Source organism: Micromonospora inositola (genome assembly GCF_900090285.1).
GTDB classification, from domain to species: domain Bacteria; phylum Actinomycetota; class Actinomycetes; order Mycobacteriales; family Micromonosporaceae; genus Micromonospora; species Micromonospora inositola.
In genome coordinates, this window is the sequence record NZ_LT607754.1 from 6,200,225 (window position 1) to 6,214,832 (window position 14,608).

Here is a 14,608-nt window from a genome sequence, read left to right on the forward strand (position 1 = left end):
CAGATGAGGACGTCGCTGCGGGCGGTGCTTTCCGTCGTCCTGCTGATCGGCTTCTACGCACTGGCGCTCGGGCTGGTCGTGGTGGTTGGCGCGTTCGGGTTGGAGGTGGGCGGCGACTGGGACGGCTCCGGCACCATGACATACCGGCCGTTCGTGACCGGGGCCGCTCTCTTACTGCTCCTCACGCTGCTGTTCGCCCTCGGCCGGGTGCTCACCCTCCGGTCGACCCCGCCGGAGGGGGTCCGGCTCACCCCGGAACGCGCACCGCAGCTGTGGGAGCTGGTGCGCGAGCTCGCCGCCCGGGTCGGCACCCGCGAGCCGGACGAGATCCGGCTGGTCGCCGAGGCCAACGCCGCCGTGACCGAGGACTCGAAGCTGTTCGGCCTCATCCCCGGCTGGCGGACGGTGATCGTCGGGCTGCCGCTGCTGCGCGCGTATCGCGTCGACCAGCTCCGGGCGGTCCTCGCGCACGAGATGGGCCACTTCTCCGGCCGGCACACGGCGACCGTGCGGCTCGCCCACCGCGGCCGGATGGTCATCGTCGACACGGTCCGCTGCACCACCTTCGGGGTGCTGCGCGCCGTCCTCTCCGGCTACGCCCACCTGTACGTCGCCGTCGAGCAGTCCGTCAGCCGGGAGTTGGAGTACGAGGCTGACCGCTACGCCGTGGCCGCCGGCGGGAAGAAGGCGATGGTCAGCGCGCTGCGCGAGATCCGGGTGGTGGCCACCGGCTGGGACGAGTACCTGGAGCGCCACGTGCGGCCGGCGTACGACCGCGGCCACCTGCCGGAGGACCTGTTCGGCGGGTTCGAGGCGTACCTGACCGCGTGCCGCGAGGGGATCCGCGAACGCAGCGTCGAGGTGGCGCCGGTCGAGCCGGGCTGGTGGGACAGCCATCCGCCGATCGGAGACCGCATCGCCGCGCTGCGGTTCGTCCCGGACGTCGCCGTGGCCGAGGACGGCCGACCCGCGACCGTGCTGATCCACGACGTCGACGCGACGAGCCGGCAGCTCCAGGCGGGCGTCTTCGAAAAGGCCGGCATCAAGGTGCTCCCCTGGGACCGGCTCACCCCGACCCTGGCGGACCAGTCCGCCCGGGGCCTGGCCCACCCGCTCTTCCAGGCGGCGAGCCGACTCACCGGCCGTGCGGATGCGGACCTCGACCTGCTGCTGGACCTCTTCGCCGCCGACCGGTACGACGACCTGGCCCGGGCCCTCAACCCGGACGCCGAGGGCGAGGACGGCCTACGGGAGTTGACCGGGGCCTTCGAGGGCGCGGTGGAGGCCGCGGCGGTGGAGTCGGGCGCGGCCGCCTGGCGGCACGCCTGGTCCGGCCCGCCCGAGCTGCTCACCGGCACCGGCGAACCGCTGCCCCTCGGTGAGCTGGTGGAACTGGCCGCCGATCCGCTCACGGTGCCCGCCGCCCGGGAGCGCCTCGGGGCGCTCGGGATCCGGGTGTCGGTCGAACCCGCGTCGCCGGCCCCCGCGTAGCGGCGGCCACCCGGCGCCGGTCGACGCACCGGCCCACGTCCCGTCCCTTGATCCACTCCAGGTCGCCGCTCCGGCGGCATGGCGGCCTGGCGGATACCGCCAGGTCGCGGACCTGGCCGCCACAATCCCGCACGCCCGTGCGGAGCGTGACCAATCCGGCGGGCCAGGAACACGCTGCGGGGGTACGACGCGACCCTGGTCGGCGACGCGCACACGGCCGGGGACAAGACGGCATGGGGGGCGCCGCCGCCGGACCAGGTCATCGCGCACACCAACCTGTACTGGGCCTACCAGACGGCGCCGGGGCGGACGGCTGGGACGGTCGACACCCGGGATGTCGACTTCGGCGGCGCCTCCTGACGCCGGGCACCGCGGACGCGGGTCGGGCCGTACGTCAGACCAGGCCCGCTTCCCGCAGCAGCTTCCACAGGCCGGCGCCGTCCGGCGCGGAGAGCCACTTCTGCCCCACCGGTCCGGCGGACGGTATGCCCGCGGGCGCGGGCAGGCTGCCGGCGAGCACCGACTGGGTCGGTGACAGTCGGCGGATCGCCACCCCGGCCACGTTGTCCGGGTGGGCGGCGGCGAACTCGCGGTAGATCTCCTGGTCGTGCTGGCCGTCGTCGCCGATCAGCAACCACCGCACGTCGGGGAACTCCCGGGCCAGCCGGGCCAGGGTGGCCCGCTTGTGCTCCCGGCCGCTGCGGAACCAGCGGTCGGCCGTCGGACCCCAGTCGGTGAGCAGCAGTGGCCCGGCCGGGTACAGGTGCCGGGAGAGGAACCGGGTCAGCGTCGGGGCGACGTTCCACGCCCCGGTGGACAGGTAGAAGACCGGCGCGCCGGGGTGCGCGGTGACCAGCCGCTCGTAGAGCACCGCCATGCCTGGCACCGCGGCCCGGGCGTGCTCGTCGAGGACGAAGGTGTTCCACGCGGCGAGCAGCGGCCGGGGCAGCGCGGTGACCATGACCGTGTCATCGATGTCGGAGAGGATGCCGAACCGGACCTCCGGGTCCAGGATGCGGACCAACGCCTCGACCGGCTCGGCGTCGGGCACGGTGAGGAGTACGGAGGCCCAGCCGGGGGCGAAGTCGGCCTCGATGACGGCGTCGACGAAGCCGCTGCGGTCGGCCGTCACCTCCTGTCGTACGCCGCCGGCCTCGATGGTGACGGTGGCGTGCTTGGCGGGCAGGGTGGCGAAGCTGCGCCAGCCGCGTACCTTGTCCAGCCGGCCGCGCTGGCGGGTGTCCGGGCGGCCGAGCAGCACCCGACAGAGCACCCGCGCCCAGCCCGGGGCGCCGTAGCCGGCGTACGCGATGATGTTGACCCGCCACCCGGTGCGCCGCAGCCGACGCTCCACCAGGTTGTGCACGGCGTCCTCGATCCGCGCGGCCCGGTGCAGGTTCGGTACGGCAAGCTCGCCAGCGGGTGTGGGTGGCACGCTGTCACCCTGCCACACCGGGGCGACGGCGGCCACGCGAGTCGACCCGGGCGGACTCCGCCGATCCACCCCGCCGCCGGCCGCCACCGTGAAAAACTGCGGTCGGGACGACGACGGGGGCGTTGGTCGTGTCGACACCAGTGCAGGACGGGCGGTGGCGCCCGACGCTCGACCGGCCGGCGCTCGTCGCGCTGCTGCTCGGGCTGGCCGGGGTCGGCTACCGGCTGGTCCTGACACTGCTCACGCTGCCCGCCTCGAACAGCGACGAGGCGACGTTCGGCCTGGCCGCGATGCACATCGCCGCCGGCCGGGACCGGCCGGTCTTCCTCTACGGCCAGCACTACATGGGGATGCTGGAGTCCTACCTGGCGGCGCCCCTGATCGGGCTGGCCGGGCCGAGTTGGCCGGTACTGCGGCTGCCGCTGCTGGCGCTGTACGCGCTCTTCGTCTGGCTGATGTACCGCCTCACCCGCCGGCTCTGCTCCCCCTGGTTCGCCGTCCTGGTCGTCGGCCTGCTCGCGCTCGGCTCGGAGCGGGTGGTCCGGGACCAGCTCACCGTGGTCGGCGGCCGGCCCGAGGTGAAGCCGGCGGTGGTGGCGATGCTGCTGATCGCGGTGGCCCTCGCCGAGCGTCGGGTCCGGCACCGCTGGCTGGCCACCGGCCTGTTCGGGCTGGCCGCCGGGCTGGCGCTCTGGTCGGACTGGCTGATCGTGCCGTACCTGGCGGTGGCCGGGCTGCTGCTGGTCTGGGCGGCGCCGCGCGACCTGGTGGGCTGGCCGGGGGTGCTGTTGGTGGCCGGGTTCGTGCTCGGCGTCTCGCCGATGATCAAGGACAACCTGGTGGCCCCGGACGGGCAGGACTCGCTGTCGGTGTTCCGGGAGATCAGCACCAAGGCCGGGCCGGCGCCGCCGTGGTCGGACCGGCTGCGCGGTGGGCTGCTGGAGGGGGTGCCGCTGGCCTCCGGGCTCTGCCCGATGGACGGCTGCGCCCGCTGGCAGCAGTGGTTCGGGTTGCTCTACCCGCTGCTGCTGGTGGCCGCCGCGCTGCTCGCCCTGGTCGCGTACCGGCGGGCCGGCCGCCGGGCCGACCGGGTCCGGGCGGTCGCGCAGCTCGCCCTGGTCGCCGGCGCCGCGCTGACCCTGCTCGCGTACGTCCGCAGCCCGCTCGCCGCGACCGATCCGCTGGGCAACTCCCGCTACCTGTCGGTGCTGCAGATCTCCCTGCCGGCGGTGCTCTGGCCGATCTGGCTGGCCGCGGCCCGCGCCTGGCGGGGCGTGGCGGGGACGGCGGGCCGGCTCGGGGGCGCGGTGGCCGCCGCCGCGCTGGTCGCGCTGACGGCCACCGCCCTGGCGGCCACCGGGTTCTTCGTCGCCGACGCCGGCTCGCTGCGCGCCGAGGAGCGGCACACCCGCGGGCTGGCCGACGCGGTGCGCGGGGCGGGCCTGCGCGAGGTGTACGGCGACTACTGGACCTGCAACCGGCTGATCTTCAACACCGGCGAGGCGGTGGTCTGCGGGGTCCTCGACGGCAGCCTGACCCCGGGGCAGAACCGCTACCCGGCGTACTGGAAGCGGGTGGGCCGGGCGGACCGGCCGGGGTACGTGCTGGCGGTGGGGTCGTCGGCGGAGCGGGGGCTGCGCCGGCTGCTCGGCGACCGGGCCGACGCCGCCGTGGTCGCCGAGGTCGGCGGCTATCGCGTGTACCACCCGGAGACGGCCGTCCGGCCGTGGCGCTGAGCCCGGGCCGTACGCTGGCCGGGTGCTGATCCTGCTGCCGCCCTCCGAGGGGAAGGCCGACGCCGGCACCGGCCGGCGGCTCGACCCGTCCCGGCTCTCCCTGCCGGAACTCACTCCCGCCCGGGAGGAGGTGCTGACCGCCCTGGTGGCGCTCTGCGCCGGCCCGGACGAGCCGGCGGCCCGGGCGGCGCTCGGTCTCAGCGAGGGGCAGCGCGGCGAGCTGCGCCGCAACGCCCGGCTGCGGGCGGCGGCCACCGCGCCGGCCGGCCGGATCTACACCGGGGTGCTCTACGAGGCGCTGGACCTGGCCACGCTGCCGCCCGCGGCGGAGCGGCTGGCCCGCCGGTCGGTGCTGATCAGTTCCGGCCTGTGGGGCGCGGTCCGGCTCACCGACCGGATCCCGCCGTACCGCTGCCCGATCGGGGCGCGGCTGCCCGGGGTCGGCGCGCTGTCGGCGTACTGGCGGCGGGCCCTGGGCCCGGCGCTGGCGGCGGCTGCGGGGGCCGGGCCGGTGCTGGACCTGCGGTCCGGGGCGTACGCGGCCACCTGGGCCCCCGGGGGCGAGCTGGCCGCCCGGACGGTGACCGTCCGGGTGCTGCACGAGCGGACGGTCGACGGGGTGCCGACCCGCGCGGTGGTCAGCCACTTCAACAAGGCGACGAAGGGCCGACTGGTCCGGGACCTGCTCACCGCCGGGGTCCGGCCGCGGACCGCCGACGGCCTGGTCGCCGCGCTGCGGGACCTCAAGTACCCGGTCGAGGAGCAGCCCGTCGCGGCCGGCCGCCCGCGCCAGCTCGACGTCGTGGTGACGGAGCTGTAGCCGCAAGTTTTGCTCAAGGCTGGCGCGGACCGGTTTCGCCGCACCGGGCACCGGGCCACGGTTAGGGGACCCCGACGCCGACAAGGAGCGGTCCGATGGCCCTCGAACCCACCACCGTGCTCGACCGGCCCCGCCTACCGTCGACACCGCCGCCACTGGACTGGCTGACCCTGGCCGACGCGTTCGAGGTCGCCTGCCTGGTGCGCTGCACCCCGCCACCGGCCACCGACGGCCGCCGGCCGACGGTCGCGACGTACCGGGGCGGGGTCGCCGAGTTCAACCGGGAGGACGCGGCGCGCCGGATGCGGCAGCTGCTCGGCCGGCTCAACGTGCCGGTGGAGCACGAACTGGCCACCGGCGGCCTGCGCCGCCGGTACGAGCTGCACCGGCTGTACGTGCCCCGGGAGCACCGGTCGGCGTACGCGACGCTGCTGGAGGCCGGCTGGCGACAGGGCCGCCGGGAACTGCTCGGCGGGCCGGTGCCCGGCGCGTCCACCGCCCGGCGGCTGTGGCGCACCCGGCTGGCCGCCGCCGCCTGGCGCTCGGCGCTGCTGGCCGGCGGCCGGCACGTCCGCCGGCACATCCTCGGTGTCCGGCTGACCGACCGGGAACTGGCGGCGGTGCTGGTCCGCGGCGCCACCCTGCTGGACGTCCCGGCGCTGCTCCGCCCGGGCGCCGGCTGCTTCGTGGTGAGCGTCGCGCACGGCCCGCACCGGGACCGGATCCTGGACAGCGTCGCCCTCGCCCCCGCCTGCTGACCCCGGCCGGCCGCGGACGCCGGCCGGACGCGCGCAAGTCGGGGGACGGCGCCGGCGCGGCAGCCGGGCACCTGCCGGACCGGCCGGGCTTGCGCGCGGGGCGGTGCACGGCGCACAGTGCAGCCCGTGAGCCGTAGCTGGTCTGTCCGCGGTCGGCGCCGGGCCGCCGCGCCGCTGATGGTGCTGATGCTGATGACCGCGCTGGCCGGGGTCGGCGGCTGCCGGGACGAGCGCGCCGAGCCGGTGCGGATCCGGATCGCGACGGGCAGCCCGACCGCGGTCTACCACGCCTTCGGGCAGTCGCTGGCGGCCGTCCTCAACCGGGAACTGCCCGGGGTGCGGGCCAGCGTGGTGGTCACCGCCGCCTCCGCGCAGAACGTCCGGCTGGTCGGGTCCGGCGAGGCCGAACTGGGCTTCACCCAGGCCGACGTGCTGCCGACCGCGCCGCCGGAGCACCCCGGCGTGCTCGCCGTGGCCCGGGTCTACGACGACCTGCTGCACCTGGTCACCACCGCCGGCGGGCCGGTGCGGACGCTGGCCGACCTGCGCGGGCGACGCGTCTCGGTGGGCGCGGAGGGCTCCGGCACCGAGGTCACCGCCACCCGGCTGCTGGACGTGGCCCGGCTCGGCGGCGACGAGGTCCGTCAGGAACACCTCGGCCTGGACGACTCGGTCACCGCGCTGCGCGCCGGCCGGATCGACGCCTTCTTCTTCTCCGGTGGCCTGCCGGTACGCGCCGTCGAGGAGCTGGCCGCGACCACCGCCGTCCGGATCGTCGACCTGGGCGAGTGGACCGAGCCGCTGCGCCGCGGGTACGGGCAGGTCTACGTGACCCGGGACGTCCCGCGGTCGGTGTACGGGGTGCCGCCGGTCAGCACGGTGGCGAACCCGAACTACCTGATCGTCCGCGCCGACCTGCCCGAGGCGCTGGTCCGCGAGGTGACCCGGCTGCTGATGGAGCGCCGGGCGGAGTTGGCCGCCGCGCACCCGGCCGCCGGGCGGATGAGCCCCCGCTCGGCGATCGCCACCACCCCGCTGCCGCTGCATCCCGGCGCCGCCGACTGGTACCGGGCCAGCAAGCCCTAGCCGGCGTCGGAGCCGACCGGCTCGGCGGACTCGGCCTCGTCGGCGCCCACGTCGTCGACGCCGACCTCTTCGGGGGCCGGGAACCACAGCTCCGCGACCAGCCCCCGGGGCTCCCCCTGGCGCATGGTGAGCCGGCCGTCCGAGGCGTCCACCAGCACCGCGACGATGGTCAACCCCAGCCCGGCCCCGTCGACGTTCTGCACGTCCGGGGCCCGCCAGAACCGCTCGGTGGCCTGGCCGAGCTGGCTCGCGGTCATGCCCGGGCCGGTGTCCCGCACCTCCAGCGCGGTGCCCCCGTCGGCCGGGCGGACGGTCACCGTCACCTCTCCCCCGGCGCCGCTGAACTTCACCGCGTTGTCGATCAACGCGTCGAGCGCCTGGTCGATGGCGGTGGGGACGGTCCGGGCGTACGCGGGGGCGTCGACCGTGACCAGCCGGAGGACGACCGACCGGTGCCGGGCCAGCGGCTGCCAGGCGGTCACCCGGGAGGCGGCCAGCGCACCGGCGTCCACGGTGATCTGCTGGTTCTCCTCGCGTTCGGCCCGGGCCAGGGTGAGCAACGCGTCGAGCACCCGGGCCAGCCGGTCGGTCTCCTCCAGCGCCAACTGGTGCTCGGCGCGGCCGTCCGGGTCGGTGAGGCTCGGCCCCAACTCCTCCACCCGCAGCCGCAGCGCGGTCAGCGGGTTGCGCAACTGGTGGCTGGCGTGCGCGACGAAGGCCCGCTGCCGGTCCATCACGTCGGAGACCGCGTCGGCCATGTTGTTGAAGCTCCCCGCCAGCCGGCGCAGCTCCGGCGGCCCCAGACGCGGGCGCACCCGGGCGCCCCGATCGCCCTCGGCGATCTCGTGGGTGACCGCGTCCAGCTCGGTGACCGGACGCAGCACCCAGCCGGCCAGCCCGAAGGCGGTGGACACGCAGGCCAGCACCGCGAGCAGGCCGATCCCGGCGAGCAGCAGCCACCAGGAGGTGACGGTACGCCGGGCCCGGTCGACCGGGGTGGCGGTCACCACCGCGCCCAGCACCTCGCCGCCGTCGTTGATCGGGACCGCCACCACCACCGGCCCGTCCGCCCAGGGCCACACCGACTCGGGCCCGCTGAACTGCTGCCCGGACAGCGCGGTGTCCAGCGCCGACGCGGTGCCCTGGCCGGGTCGCCAGCTGCTGGAGGCGACCACCGTGCGGCCGTCCCGGTCTACCACGGCCGCGCCGATGCCGAACAGCTCGTCGTAGGCGCCCAGTTCACCGTCGAGCGGGCCGGCTCCCCCGCCGCGCAGCGCCGGACCGGCCAGCGAGGCGAAGCGGGTGGCGTCGGCGAGCCGGTCCGCGCGGACCCGGTCGGTCTCGCGGCTGGCCAGGGTGGCCGCCAGCGGCGTCTCCAGCGCCAGGAGCACCAGCACCATCAGCAGCAGGTAGCTGATCACCAGCCGACGACGCATCCGGCCTCCTCACTCGCCGCGGAGCCGGTAGCCGACCCCGCGGACCGTCTCCACCAGGGTCGGGTCGCCGAGCTTGCCCCGCAGCGAGCCCACGTGCACCTCCACGGTGTGCCGGTCGGCCCAGGTCGTGCCCCAGACGTCGAGCAGGATCCGGTCGCGCGGGACGGCCACCCCGGGCTGCCGGGCGAGGGAGACCAGGATGTCGAACTCCTTGCGGGTGAGGGCGACCGGCTGACCGGCCACGCTCACCGTCCGCCCGGCCACGTCGATGCGGACCACCCCGGCCTCGATCAGGTTCCGCTCCGGCACGGTGTGGGCCGCCCGGCGCAGCACCGCCTCGATCCGGGCCTGCAGCTCCACCATCGAGAACGGCTTGACCACGTAGTCGTCGGCGCCCAGCCGCAGGCCGAGCACCCGGTCCCGTTCCTCGCCCCGGGCGGTCACCGCGATGATGCCGAGCTGACTGCTGCGCCGGCGCAGCTCCCGGCACAGGTCGGTGCCGTCCCCGTCGGGCAGGGTCAGGTCGAGCAGCACCAGGTCGCACGGGGCGGCCGACAGCGCGGCCGCGACGGTCGCCGCGTGTTCCACCTCGTACCCGCGCCGGGTGAGCGCCGACGACAGGGCGGCGGCGACCCGACGGTCGTCCTCGATCAGGAGGATCCGCACCGTGCCCCCAATTCGCTCGACCTGCTGCCCACGAATGGTGGCAGACGGGTCGGCGCGGCGGGAGTCCCCGTCCCCTCTTCACCGCGCCCATCGCGGAGCCTGGTCCGGAAATGGTCGCCGTAACCTACGCGTGGCCCCCTGACGGGGTCGCCGACGCCGGACGGCCTGCGGGTCAGAGGCCGAAGACCTCGTCGGCGGTGGCGACCCGGACGCCGTCGACGAAGCCCCGGAAGCCGGGGTCGTCGTGGCTGGCGGGCACGCTGGTCACGGTCACGCCGGTGGCCTGGGTGACCGCATCGACCAGCGGCGGATAGTCGCTCTCCGCGTCCCCGAAGGTGTCGTCGTCCGCCTCCGCCAGGTTGATCACGTGCTGCACGTCCTCGCTGGGGGTGTCCGGGTCGCCGGCCCACTCGGTGCCGGCCTGGTGACACTCGTCGTAGACGGCTCGCTGGCCGTCGGTCCAGTCGTCGTCGTAGTTCTCCATCGCCATCCCTCCGCGGGCGTTCCCCTGCGAGCATGCCGCCTGGGCGGGCCCGGTCGGGGCGGTACCGGTGAACCGGCCGTCGCGCCCGCCCTAGGCTGCGGTGATGATCTACAAGATTCTGTCGACCGACGAGTGGCACCAGGCCCGCGCCGCCGGGCACTTCACCGGCACCGCGATGGACCTGCAGGACGGGTACATCCACCTTTCCGGCGGCGACCAGGTGGTGGCGACCGCCCGGCGGGTGTTCGCCGGGGTCACCGGGCTGACCCTGCTGACCGTCGACCCCGACCGGCTCGGCGACGCGCTGCGCTGGGAGCCGACCCGGGGCGGCGCGCTCTTCCCGCACCTCTACGGGGTGCTGCCGGTGGGCGCGGTGGTGGCGGCGGAGGCCCTGCCGGCGGACACCCCCGCCGCCGACGCGGTGGCGGCGCTGCTCGCCTGACCGCTCGCTATGCTACGGCGAGCCCGTGTCCCGGCCTCGACAGCGAGAGCCGGGGCGGCCGGGCGGTCCTGGCCCGCGCGGGCCGCGGCGGTCACCCGGCGCGGACCCGGCGCGTGGCACCGACGGCGCGACGGAGCGCCCTGCGACGATGCGAGTTGAAGGATGACTGACACCAACGACCGGTCCCCTGTCTTCGTCCACCCGACGGCCGACGTGGAGGAGGGCGCCAAGGTCGGCGACGGCACCAAGGTCTGGCACCTGGCCCACATCCGCTCGACCGCGCAGGTCGGCGCCGGCTGCATCATCGGGCGCAACGTGTACGTCGACGCCGGAGTCTCCGTCGGCGACCTGGTCAAGATCCAGAACAACGTCTCGGTCTACCAGGGCGTGACGCTCGAGGACGAGGTCTTCGTCGGCCCGTCCGCCGTCTTCACCAACGACTTCCGGCCGCGCGCCCAGAACCCGGACTGGGAGATCACGCCGACCATGGTCCGCAAGGGCGCCTCGATCGGCGCGAACGCCACCCTGGTCTGCGGCATCGAGGTCGGCGAGTACGCCATGATCGCCGCCGGTTCCGTGGTGACCAAGGACGTGCGGCCGTACCAGCTGGTGGCCGGGAACCCGGCGCGGCCGAAGGGCTGGGTCAACGCCAAGGGTGAGGTCGTCTCCCGCGACGTCGAGAACCCGCCGGCGCAGGACTGACGGCACCGGTGGCCGGCCGAGGGGCTCCCCCGGCCGGCCACCGGCCCCGCGGCTACTCGAAGCCGTGCAGCGAGGTGGTGACGACGAGGCCGGGGTGCCGGCGGGCGAGCTGCCAGCCGATCGTCACGCCGTTCGCGCCGGCCACCACCACCCGGCGGGTGCGCGTCAGGTCCAGTTTCGGCAGCACGTCGCGTCGGACGATTCGCCACATGATTCTCGGTCGCACGATCCGATAACCCCGCTCGAAGCCGGACTTGTGCACGAGCCCCGCCAGCTTCTGGTGCGCCCGCTGCGCGTTCAGGGCGCCAAGTTCGGGCCAGATCGACTCCTGCCGCCGGGTGCGCTCGCGCATCGCCGACAGCACTTTACCGGGCGCCCGGTAGACGATCGCCTGCTCGGCCCGGAGCATCGGACGGCGGGACTCCGCCACGTCGATCGGGTGGATGCGCAGCCGCGGAGCCCGGGCCGCCTCCCGCCACAGGTTCGCGTCGTGGGTGATGACGTCGACGCCGAACCCGGCCGCGGCGGCTCGCAACGCGAAGTCCCGGGCCGGGTAGAACCGGGGCGCGTTGATCGCGACGAGGACGATCCGTTCCGCGGCGGTCGTCAGCGATGCGGGACCCGCGGCCGCCGACCGTTCGGGACCCGCCGGCGCCGGACTGCCCGCCGGAGCCGGGGCCGGAGCCGGAGCCGGGGCTGGTACATCCTCGCCGATCAGCTGTGGCAGTACGGCTGCCGCTCCGTACCGCGCCTGCAGCGCCGCCCGGGCGGCGGTCACGTCTGCCGTGCCGAGGTGTGCGCCCAGGCGGCGGTAGCTGTCCACCATCCCACCGGCGTCCTGCCCGACCTCGACCAGCGTCCGGGCCACCTCGGACAGGACGGCCAGCGTCTGCTCGGTGGCCGGCTCAGCGGCCGCCAGCACGGGCGTGCCAGCGGCCGCCGCTTCGACCAGGAGCTCTCCGAACTCCTCCGCCTGGCCGCCGTGCAGCAGCAGGTCATGCTCGTGCAGCAGCTCGACAAAGGTGGCGTGCGACTCGCGGGGTCGAACGGTGATGCGGTTGCGTAGCTTGAGCTCGCTGATCCGGTCCGACACCCGTTGCGGCATCGCAGTGCCGTCGACCAGAGTCAGCGTGACCCGCGGATCCGCCGCGGCGACCTCGGCGAACGTCTCCAGGGCCACCGAGAGACCCCGCCGCTCGAGCAGCGGGCCGACGTGCAGCCAGCGGAGCAGCTCCGCCGGCGGCGTGGACCGCGCCGGCAGAACGTCGAAGTCGACGATCTTCGGCACGACCCGGAGCTTGTCCAGGTGTGCGGGAAAGTTCAGGGCGAGAGTGTCGTACAGGTGGGGGCTGGTGCAGACCAGCTCATCGGCCCGCTTCAGCACCTGCTCGTAGCGTTCCCGCGCCGCCGGCTGGGCCAGCATGCTCGCCAGCTGCGGCGAGGACTCGATCACCACGACCCGGGCGTCGGGCCGGGCCAGGGCGGTCGCCACCACCCCACCGAACATGCCGCCGTGAGCGTGCACCACGGGCGCCTCGATCCGGCCGGTGGGCAGCGCGGCGCGCGCCGCGTCCAGCTGCGCGCCGGCCCGGACGACGAACTCCCGGGGCCTGGCCAGCTGTGGTACGGCTATCCGGGTCAGTTCGGCCTCGGGCTCGTCGACCACCACCGCCGCGTCGACGAGCCGGGCCAGCCGCTCCAGTGTCACGGTGACCAGGGGCGCCGCCGGCGAGGAGAAGGGCATCCTCCACGCCTCCGTGTGCAGCACCGACACCCGGTCGTACCGCTGCCCGAGTGCGGCAACCGCGGCGCGGACGAACGTCCCGGCGAGCGGATCCGCCGGTGACGGATACCAGGGAGTGACAACGGCGAGGTCTGCGGCGGCCGGTCGGCGCACCTCGTCGGCGACCGGCTCGAAACGGATCGGCAGGTCCCGCCGCCGGCGGCGCGCCGCGTACGCCACCGGCACCGCCTCCGGATCACCGGCGACGAGGAGATCGGCTCCGGCGAGCGGACCGCCCCGACCCAGCACGAAGCGGCGGGCGGCCCGCACCGCCTGCCGGGCGTTCCGCGGAACCCGATGCACGGTGGCGGCGGCGGGCAGGTCAACTCCGCTCCACTGCGGTACGTCGGCCACCACGGCCAGCACCTGTCGCCCCTCGGCGACCAGCCGGTTGAGATGGGCGGCGGCAGCGCTCACGCGGGTGCTACCGAGCGCCAGATAGACGACGGTGTGGTCGGCACTGGTCACCGCGATCCCTCCGCGAGCTGGCGCAGCCGGGCCTCCCACGGGCCGAGGGTGGCGGCCCGGGTGTAGTTGTGTGCGTGCCGAAGCGCCGCCTCATGGGTCTCCCGGTCGACGTCCCGGGCGGCCTTCGCCGCGGCCACGAACGAGTGGGCGACGCAGTCGGCGTCGAGGCGCGGGCCGGCGAACCAGAGCGGATAGCCCTCCAGCACGTCCACCGCCGCGATCTCCGGCTGGTGCACCGACACCACCGGCTTGCCGGAAGCCATGTACTCGAAGACCTTTCCGGAGGTGACGTAGCGGGCGCCGGGCACACAGAAGACCAGCGCGTCGGTCTGGGCGTAGACGCTCGCCGCCTCGGCCTTGCCGAAGGGGCCCCGGTAACGCACGCCCACCTCCTCCTCCTCGGCGATCCGCTGCCGCAGCGGCGGCGCGTTGTCCGGGAAGAAGCCCAGGTGGCCGTGGATGTTCAGCTCGGCAGCGGCCATCAGCGGGTGCTGCCGAGCCCGCCGCCACCCCTCGAAGAGCACGTCGAGGGGGAGGTACGAGGTCACCGTGCCGATGTAGCCGAAGCGCAGTGGCCGGTTCGGGTCCGGGATTGTGTACTCATGCCGGCCCAGGATCTCCGGCTCCCAGCCGTTCGGCACCACCTGCATCTGGTCCGCCGCGAACGGGTAGCGCTCGGCGTGCCAGCGCCGCATCCCGTCGTTGACGAATACGATCTCGGCCGCGTCCCGCAGGACCTTGGCCTCCCACCGCATCGCCTTGCCGCCCTCTGGAACCGAGAGCTCCTCGGTGAACTGGTTGATGGTCCATGCGTCCCGGTAGTCGACCACATAGGGCACCCGGAGGATCCGGCCCAGCATCCGCGCCGCCGCGAACGAGACGAACGGGTTGCCGGTCGCCATGACGAGGTCGAACCGCTGCTCGCGGTGCAGCCGCAGCGCGGTCCGGAAGACGCCGGGCATCCAGGCCAGATACGGCTCGGGGAAGATGGCCTTCTGCAGCGCCCCGTGCAGCCGGTCGGAGAGCATCGGGAAGTTCGCCCGCAGCCGGCCGAACTTGCGCAGGTCCGTCTCCCAGTGGCGCATGTTCATCGCCGGGCGTTCCACGTGTACCCGCGGGTCGACCGTCGCCTCCAGCGTCTCGTCGCTGGCGCCGTCCAGATAGTGGGTGAAGAACTCCCTCGGCGCCGTCAGCACCGTCACACCCCAGCCGGCCTCGGCCAGGTGGTTGGCGGTGGCGCGGGCCCGGAAGACGCCGCTGGCCCGGCTGGGCGGGAAGTAGAAGGACAGGTAGAGAATTCG

General features: G+C 74.9%; 13 protein-coding genes. 7 read left to right on the top strand and 6 right to left on the bottom strand.

The genetic code is table 11. From position 1 onward, the window contains the following. Positions 1–3: 3 nt before the first annotated feature. Positions 4–1,491: a M48 family metallopeptidase gene (locus tag GA0070613_RS29550; RefSeq protein ID WP_089015278.1), complete on the top strand. Its 1,488-nt coding sequence runs from the start codon at positions 4–6 to the stop codon at positions 1,489–1,491. 394 nt (positions 1,492–1,885) lie between these two features. On the opposite strand, the gene GA0070613_RS29560 is transcribed toward GA0070613_RS29550, so the two are convergent. Further along, positions 1,886–2,926, bottom strand: a complete 1,041-nt coding sequence (locus GA0070613_RS29560; RefSeq protein WP_089016275.1) for an App1 family protein — start codon at positions 2,924–2,926, stop codon at positions 1,886–1,888. A 122-nt stretch (positions 2,927–3,048) separates the two neighbouring features. On the opposite strand from GA0070613_RS29560, the gene GA0070613_RS29565 reads away from it, so the two are divergent. The 4 genes from GA0070613_RS29565 to GA0070613_RS29580 all read left to right on the top strand — a co-directional run bounded on the left by GA0070613_RS29565 (position 3,049) and on the right by GA0070613_RS29580 (position 7,326). Continuing rightward, on the top strand, positions 3,049–4,662 hold the full coding sequence (locus GA0070613_RS29565) for an ArnT family glycosyltransferase (protein WP_172875924.1): 1,614 nt from the start codon (positions 3,049–3,051) through the stop codon (positions 4,660–4,662). A gap of 22 nt (positions 4,663–4,684) precedes the next feature. Then, a complete protein-coding gene (yaaA, locus tag GA0070613_RS29570; protein WP_089015280.1) occupies positions 4,685–5,482 on the top strand; it encodes a peroxide stress protein YaaA in 798 nt (265 codons plus the stop codon). 95 nt (positions 5,483–5,577) lie between these two features. Next, a complete protein-coding gene (locus GA0070613_RS29575; protein ID WP_089015281.1) occupies positions 5,578–6,240 on the top strand; it encodes a hypothetical protein in 663 nt (220 codons plus the stop codon). A gap of 126 nt (positions 6,241–6,366) precedes the next feature. Further along, positions 6,367–7,326, top strand: a complete 960-nt coding sequence (locus tag GA0070613_RS29580) for a TAXI family TRAP transporter solute-binding subunit (RefSeq protein ID WP_269459020.1) — start codon at positions 6,367–6,369, stop codon at positions 7,324–7,326. Here GA0070613_RS29580 and GA0070613_RS29585 read toward each other — a convergent pair. From GA0070613_RS29585 to GA0070613_RS29595, 3 genes are all read right to left on the bottom strand, one after another. Next, a complete protein-coding gene (locus tag GA0070613_RS29585) occupies positions 7,323–8,762 on the bottom strand; it encodes a sensor histidine kinase (protein ID WP_089015283.1) in 1,440 nt (479 codons plus the stop codon). The genes GA0070613_RS29580 and GA0070613_RS29585 overlap by 4 nt on opposite strands. A 9-nt stretch (positions 8,763–8,771) precedes the next feature. Continuing rightward, the gene (locus tag GA0070613_RS29590) at positions 8,772–9,428 is read right to left on the bottom strand and encodes a response regulator transcription factor (protein WP_089015284.1); all 657 of its coding nucleotides are present in this window, start codon (positions 9,426–9,428) and stop codon (positions 8,772–8,774) included. A gap of 172 nt (positions 9,429–9,600) precedes the next feature. Next, a complete protein-coding gene (locus GA0070613_RS29595; RefSeq protein ID WP_089016276.1) occupies positions 9,601–9,912 on the bottom strand; it encodes a hypothetical protein in 312 nt (103 codons plus the stop codon). A 103-nt stretch (positions 9,913–10,015) separates the two neighbouring features. Here GA0070613_RS29595 and GA0070613_RS29600 point away from each other — a divergent pair, with 103 nt between their 5' ends. Further along, positions 10,016–10,354 (top strand): DUF952 domain-containing protein, encoded by a 339-nt coding sequence (locus GA0070613_RS29600; protein WP_089015285.1) that lies wholly within the window; start codon positions 10,016–10,018, stop codon positions 10,352–10,354. A gap of 162 nt (positions 10,355–10,516) precedes the next feature. Next, positions 10,517–11,056: an acyltransferase gene (locus tag GA0070613_RS29605; RefSeq protein ID WP_089015286.1), complete on the top strand. Its 540-nt coding sequence runs from the start codon at positions 10,517–10,519 to the stop codon at positions 11,054–11,056. Positions 11,057–11,108: 52 nt separating this feature from the next. On the opposite strand, the gene GA0070613_RS29610 is transcribed toward GA0070613_RS29605, so the two are convergent. Beyond that, the gene (locus tag GA0070613_RS29610) at positions 11,109–13,307 is read right to left on the bottom strand and encodes a glycosyltransferase (RefSeq protein ID WP_089015287.1); all 2,199 of its coding nucleotides are present in this window, start codon (positions 13,305–13,307) and stop codon (positions 11,109–11,111) included. After that, entirely contained in the window at positions 13,304–14,503 is a 1,200-nt protein-coding gene (locus GA0070613_RS29615; RefSeq protein ID WP_231929559.1) for a glycosyltransferase, read from the bottom strand. The genes GA0070613_RS29610 and GA0070613_RS29615 overlap by 4 nt, the downstream gene beginning before the upstream one ends. Positions 14,504–14,608 lie beyond the last annotated feature (105 nt).

What these genes read in the sequence shown, in the direction of transcription:
- GA0070613_RS29595 (WP_089016276.1), bottom strand. Translation starts at nt 9,912, where the DNA reads ATGGAGAACTACGACGACGACTGGACCGACGGCCAGCGAGCCGTCTAC.
- GA0070613_RS29600 (WP_089015285.1), top strand. Translation starts at nt 10,016, where the DNA reads ATGATCTACAAGATTCTGTCGACCGACGAGTGGCACCAGGCCCGCGCC.
- GA0070613_RS29575 (WP_089015281.1), top strand. Translation starts at nt 5,578, where the DNA reads ATGGCCCTCGAACCCACCACCGTGCTCGACCGGCCCCGCCTACCGTCG.
- GA0070613_RS29605 (WP_089015286.1), top strand. Translation starts at nt 10,517, where the DNA reads ATGACTGACACCAACGACCGGTCCCCTGTCTTCGTCCACCCGACGGCC.
- GA0070613_RS29550 (WP_089015278.1), top strand. Translation starts at nt 4, where the DNA reads ATGAGGACGTCGCTGCGGGCGGTGCTTTCCGTCGTCCTGCTGATCGGC.
- GA0070613_RS29585 (WP_089015283.1), bottom strand. Translation starts at nt 8,762, where the DNA reads ATGCGTCGTCGGCTGGTGATCAGCTACCTGCTGCTGATGGTGCTGGTG.